This window comes from Pseudonocardia sp. EV170527-09 (genome assembly GCF_008369905.1).
Taxonomy (GTDB): Bacteria; Actinomycetota; Actinomycetes; order Mycobacteriales; family Pseudonocardiaceae; genus Pseudonocardia.
This window is the reverse complement of the sequence record NZ_VRMC01000692.1, coordinates 1-231: the sequence shown is the minus strand read 5'-3', so window position 1 is coordinate 231 and position 231 is coordinate 1. Positions and strand designations below refer to the sequence as shown.

Sequence of the window (231 nt, the reverse complement as noted above, 5' to 3'; positions counted from 1 at the left end):
GTTGAACCTCGCCAGCCGATAAGCCAGTTCAATGGATGAGAAGGGACTGAGCCGCTTACCGGAGCGCCAAAAGGAGGTACTTCGCCTCGTCTTCCAGAACTACGAAGCCAAGCAAATCGCCCGGGCGATCGGCATTTCGCCGCATACAGTCAACGACCATATGCGGGCGGCACGCCGCACTCTCGGCGTAGCGCGAACCATGGACGCGGCCCGGCTTCTCGCCAATTATGA

General features: G+C 59.7%; 1 protein-coding gene. It reads left to right on the top strand.

Going from position 1 to position 231, the window contains the following annotated elements; genetic code table 11:
- Positions 1 to 31: 31 nt before the first annotated feature.
- A partial coding sequence (locus FVA95_RS30510; protein ID WP_149667025.1) for a helix-turn-helix transcriptional regulator occupies positions 32 to 231 on the top strand: 200 nt, incomplete at its 3' end.